Source organism: Tabrizicola sp. (genome assembly GCF_034366665.1).
Taxonomy (GTDB): Bacteria; Pseudomonadota; Alphaproteobacteria; order Rhodobacterales; family Rhodobacteraceae; genus Tabrizicola.
Window position 1 is genome coordinate 1 of sequence record NZ_JAXMMF010000158.1, and the last position, 5,341, is coordinate 5,341.

4 protein-coding genes are annotated in these 5,341 nt (G+C 64.5%); 2 read left to right on the forward strand and 2 right to left on the reverse strand.

The genetic code is table 11. The features are described from left to right. Positions 1–230, forward strand: a 230-nt coding sequence (locus U1E69_RS22160) for a DUF2853 family protein (RefSeq protein ID WP_322246666.1), incomplete at its 5' end; no start/stop codon positions are given. 375 nt (positions 231–605) lie between these two features. Here the strand turns inward: U1E69_RS22160 and aroC are convergent. Next, complete coding sequence (aroC, locus tag U1E69_RS22165; protein ID WP_322246667.1) at positions 606–1,706, reverse strand: chorismate synthase; 1,101 nt, start codon at positions 1,704–1,706, stop codon at positions 606–608. A 375-nt stretch (positions 1,707–2,081) separates the two neighbouring features. Between aroC and U1E69_RS22170 the strand changes: the two genes are divergently transcribed. After that, positions 2,082–3,107 carry a TerC family protein gene (locus U1E69_RS22170; protein WP_322246668.1) on the forward strand — a complete coding sequence of 342 codons (1,026 nt, stop codon included), beginning with the start codon at positions 2,082–2,084 and terminating at the stop codon, positions 3,105–3,107. A 42-nt stretch (positions 3,108–3,149) separates the two neighbouring features. Here the strand turns inward: U1E69_RS22170 and U1E69_RS22175 are convergent. Further along, the coding region (locus tag U1E69_RS22175; protein WP_322246669.1) for a sulfatase-like hydrolase/transferase at positions 3,150–5,341 on the reverse strand (2,192 nt) is incomplete at its 5' end.

A 5,341-nucleotide genomic window follows, 5' to 3' on the forward strand; every position in this document is an offset into this window, starting at 1 on the left:
CGATCTATGACAACGACGCGCAGACCGTCGCCGCGTCGGACAAGGACGAACTGGAGCGGATCAGGGCCAACTTCCTGGTCAAGAAGTTGGGCCTGACGGATGGGCCTGCCCTGATGGAGGGGATCAACGCCGCCGTCGACACCTACGGCAAGTCCGAGCGCAACAAGTTCCGCGCCGTGTTCTACTATCTGCTCGTCAAGCATTTCGGCCGCGAGGCCGCCTACAAGTAACGCGACGAAGATCCGGTTGCAAAGGCCCGCGCCCGCCCGGCGTGGGCCTTTTGCCAAGCAGCCCTTCCGATTTGAAGCAAACCTTCCGCACTCGCGCCTTGCCCGGTGGGGGCGATTCGAGGCATCAAGATCAAGTCAGGGCAGGACGCCCGGGACCCTTATACTACAGATCACGTGCGGTGCTTGGGGTGTGCGCGTGGGGTGGATGGAGGGTCCCGTAGGGGTGCGGGGCCCTCCATTCTTTTTTGCGGCCATCCCCGTACATACGTGTATTGCCTTACGCAGGCGTAGGGTGGGCGATCCGCCCACCTTTCCTTCCGAAAGATCGACGCCGCACTCCGGCAGCCGCCCCTTCGACGAAGTCTTCGCCAGCGTTCAGCCGATCAGACCCCGCACGCCACCCGTCTGGCCACGGTCCAGCAACAGATGGTCCAGGATCACGCAGGCCATCATCGCCTCGCCCACCGGGACAGCGCGAATACCGACGCAGGGGTCATGGCGGCCCTTGGTGATCAGGTCGGTCTCTTGCCCAGCTTGCGTGATCGTCTGGCGCGGCGTCAGGATCGACGACGTGGGCTTCACCGCAAACCGGCACACCACCGGCTGGCCCGTGGAAATCCCGCCCAGAATTCCGCCCGCGTGGTTCGACAGATACTCGGGCCCGCCGGGCCCCATGCGGATCTCGTCCGCATTCTCCACCCCAGTCAGGCTGGCCGAGGCCATTCCTTCGCCGATCTCGACACCCTTCACGGCATTGATCGACATCATTGCCGAGGCAAGGTCGCTGTCCAGCTTGCCATAAAGCGGCGCGCCCAGACCCGGTGGCACTCCTTCGGCCACCACCTCGATCACCGCCCCGACCGAGTTGTGCGACAGCCGCAGCGCATCCAGATACTCGGCCCATTCCACGGCGGCCACCGCATCGGGCACCCAGAACGGGTTTCGCTCGATCTCGGCCGCATCGAAGCGGGACCGATCAATCCCCTTCACGCCCATCTGCACCATGTAGCCGGTGATCTTCAGCCCCGGCACCAGCGCCGCCAGAGCCGCACGCGCCACGCCGCCCGCAGCCACCCGCGACGCCGTTTCGCGCGCACTGGACCGGCCGCCGCCGCGATAGTCCCGGATGCCATATTTCTGGTGATAGGTGATGTCGGCATGACCCGGCCGGAAGGACTGCGCGATCTCGCCATAGTCCTTGGACCGCTGGTCGGTGTTCTCGATCAGCAGCTGGATCGGCGTGCCGGTGGTCTTGCCCTCGAACACGCCGGACAGGATGCGGACCTCGTCCGGTTCCTTCCGCTGAGTGGTGAACTTGTTCTGCCCCGGTTTGCGGCGGTCCAGCCAGGGCTGGATGTCCGCCTCGGCCAGCGCCACGCCCGGAGGGCAGCCATCGACCGTGCAGCCGATGGCCGGCCCGTGGCTTTCGCCCCAGGTGGTGACGCGGAAAAGGTGACCGAAGGTGTTCAGGCTCATTGGCTTGTTCTCGCTGAAGCACGGGGCTTTGGCACGGGGCTTTGGCACGGGGGCTTTGGCACGGGGGCTTGGGCATGGGGACTTGGGCACGGGCATACAGGCCGCGCCGCGTGTGCCACAAGCCCCGAGACTTGCGAAAATCGGCCAACCGGCACCGGTTAATCACGGTTACGTGAAAAAAGCGCGAGCAACGGGGTTGATTTGTCGCACCCTGTGCCCACTTTAAGCCCTTGCGGGCCGGGCCCCTCTGACGACGCCGAAGTCTTTTGGCACGTGATGTCGGACCGCATCGAGAAATCGTGCTCGATGTCATGCCCGGCAACCTGCCCCTCAGAAGGCTGACTGATCGACGCACCCGAATAAAGGTTAATGGGGATGGATTTCCTCTTCGAGCTATTTGTGGGCAAGCCGCTCTGGCTGTGGCTTATGTTCCTGGGCATCGTCATCGCGCTGATGGCCTTCGACCTTGGCGTGCTCCACAAGGACGACCACGAACTGGGCGTGGCTGAAAGCCTGAAGCTTTCTGCCTTCTACATCTTCATCGCCATCCTGTTCGGCGGCTACATCTGGTGGGCATGGTCGAACGGCACTCTTGTGACCAGCGACGGGACCAACCCCGTGGCCAGCTATTTCCAGGGCTACATCATCGAGAAGGTGCTCTCGATCGACAACGTCTTCGTCATCTCGCTGATCTTCGGCTACTTCGCCATTCCACGGAAATACCAGTACCGCGCGCTGGTCTGGGGCATCATCGGCGTCATCATCCTGCGCGGCATCATGATCGCTGTCGGGGCCGAGCTGATCTCGAACTACTCCTGGGTGACGCTGGTCTTCGCGGCCTTCCTGGCGCTGACCGGCATCAAGATGCTGGTGGTGCCGGAGGGCGACATGGACGTGTCGAAGAACCCGGTGGTGAAGCTGACCGCGAAGTACATGAACGTGACCAAGGACCTGCAAGGGCAGAAGTTCTTCGTCCGCCAGCCGCACCCCACGACGGGCAAGCTGGTCGTCTTCGCCACACCGCTTTTCGTGGCGCTTATCGTGATCAACGTCGCCGACCTGATCTTCGCCGTGGATTCGGTGCCCGCGATCTTCCTGATCACCACGGATACCTTCATCGTCTACACCGCGAACATCATGGCGATCCTGGGTCTCCGCGCCCTCTATTTCGCGCTGGCAGCCCTGGTGCACCGCTTCCACTATCTGAAGTACGCGCTGGCCGTGGTGCTGATCTTCATCGGGATGAAGGGCTTCTACAGCTACTTCTTCGGCAAGTTCGACCCCTACCTTTCGCTGGCGATCACCATCGGCATCATCGCGGCCGGCATCTTCTACTCGCTGTGGAAGACAAGGGACGGCGGTGACGACGGGCACGGGACAGAAGTCAAGGCGGCCGAATAGACCTGCACGTGCAGGCACACAGAGCAGGCGCCCGTCCCGAAGCTATGGGGCGGGCGTTTCCTGATCCTCGGTCTGACGGATCTGGGTTGCCAGGTCGTGCTCTTCGGGAACTCCGGCGATGCGCAGGACTGACAGTCCCAGCGTGACGTCCACTGCCCCGTCCGCCCGGCGCGCGACGATGGGCGTCTTCGGCCAGGCTGTAAGGTCATAGACCTGTTCCGCCCGCCACTGGCTGACATGGGTCACTCCGCCGTAGGCCAGGACGAATACCACTGCCCCCGCCCCCGGATCGACCCTGTTGACCCCGGTCCCGGCATGAACGGTGTCGTTGCCGCTGCCCAGCCGAACCAGGTTCCGACCCGGCCCCGTGTGCACCACCGACGCCGCATCACCGGAATGGATCTCGTCATTGCCATGCCCGCCAAAGATGCGCTTGCGGCCCCCGGTGCCGATGATCGTGTCGTCTCCCGAGCCGCCATCCAGCAGGTCCCGACCGGGTCCACCGACCAGCCGGTCATTCCCCGCCCCGCCATAGAAATAGTGGCGCGAGCCTTCGTGCACCGTCACCGCCCGCAGCACGTCGTCGCCCTCACCGCCGTAGAAGGTCGCGCCGCCGTATTTCGGCCCGATCATCACGTCGTTCCCGCGTGAGCCGCGCACATCGACCATCACCCGCTCGGTGGTCTCGAAGGTGATCGGGCTGTCGGGATGCGCCACTATCCGCAGGACGCGCGCGGTCTTGCGGCCCCCCGGGTCCTCGGTGCGCGCCAGCACGGTGGCTACCCGGATGTTCTCGACGTTCATCGGGCAGTGCAGAACATAGTCATCCGGCCCGCCCAGATACCACAGCGTGTCGTTACCACCGTCCTTCGTCTCGCGGATCTTTTCGGCTTCTGCGCCGTAGACCCAGTAGTTGTCGTTGCCCCGGTGCCCCTCCAGCACCACGGACCCATCCACGGCCATCATCGCGTTGATCCCGTCCGCCGGATTCTCGAACCCGCGCAGGTCAAGGCCCAGGTCCAGCGCGCCCTTCACCAGCTCGCCCCGCAGCACTTCCATCGGAGCCGTCGCGATCAGGTTCTCGGTCTCGCCTGGGTCGGCGACCACGTCGTAGACATGCTCCTCGCCGTTCGGATAGCGGAAGTAGCGGAAGTTCCGGTAGCCCTCGATCGACGGCCGCACCGAAAGCGTCCCGAAGACCGAGGTAATGGGCGATTTCGTCGTATCGAAAGCGCCGAAGCTGGGGTCGATCAGAGGCAGCAGGCTTTGCCCCGATACCCAGTCCGGGCGCGGCGGCAGGCCTGCAAGCTGCATGATCGTCTTCGGGAAGTTGTGCAAGGATACCGGAAGGTCCACGACCCGCCCCGCCTCCATCCGCGGCGACCAGATGCCCAGCGGCACATGGGCGGCGCTGTCCCACTGGCTCATCTTGTGAAAGCTGTCGTGGTTGCCAAGGTTGAAGCCGTTGTCCGACAGGAAGATCACCGTGGTCCGGTCGCCCAGCGGCGAGTGCTCCAGCGCGGTCAGAAACCGCCCGATCTCATGATCGACATGGCTGATCGCCGCGAAATAGGCGCGGACCACCTGCCGCCAGCCATCGTCGCCGCCCTTTTCCGGCGTCCAGTTGCCGTTGGCGATATAGGCCGCCTCATAGACCGCAAAGCCGGGGGGCGGGCCGTAGTAATCCTCGGGCGCGGCGATGTCGGGCCAGCGCACATCGGCGGGGTCGTACAGCTGGTAGAAGCGGTCTGGACATTCCAGGTTGTAATGCGGGTGCTTGAAGCCCAGCTGGATCAGGTGACGCCGCGCGGGGTCGGCCCGGCCCAGAAAGTCGATGGCGTTCTGCGCCACCATGAAATCGTAGAACAGATGGTCCTGCGAGCCGTCGTCGTCGGGATGGTTCACCCCCGCAATCCCCGGCCCCCGGTCCAGATAGTGCTTCATCTTCGTCCGCCCGCGGCTGTCATGCGCCGCCGGCTCTTCGTGGAACAGCACGCGGCGAAACCGCTGCGGCATCGGCGTGTAGCTGGCGTCGACCTTGCCGGTGGTAAAGTTGTAGAACCCCGCCCGCCGCAGGTCATAGGCCCAGACCTTCTCGGGTGGCAGCACCTGGCGCCAGAATCGGTTCAGGTCGACAAGCCCGGTGCGGAACGGCGACAGGCCGGTGGCCAGCTCGGCCCGGCAGGGGGCGCACAAGGGGATCGTCGCATAGGCATTGCCGAAGCGGACCCCCC

What these genes read in the sequence shown, in the direction of transcription:
- aroC (WP_322246667.1), bottom strand. Translation starts at nt 1,706, where the DNA reads ATGAGCCTGAACACCTTCGGTCACCTTTTCCGCGTCACCACCTGGGGC.
- U1E69_RS22170 (WP_322246668.1), top strand. Translation starts at nt 2,082, where the DNA reads ATGGATTTCCTCTTCGAGCTATTTGTGGGCAAGCCGCTCTGGCTGTGG.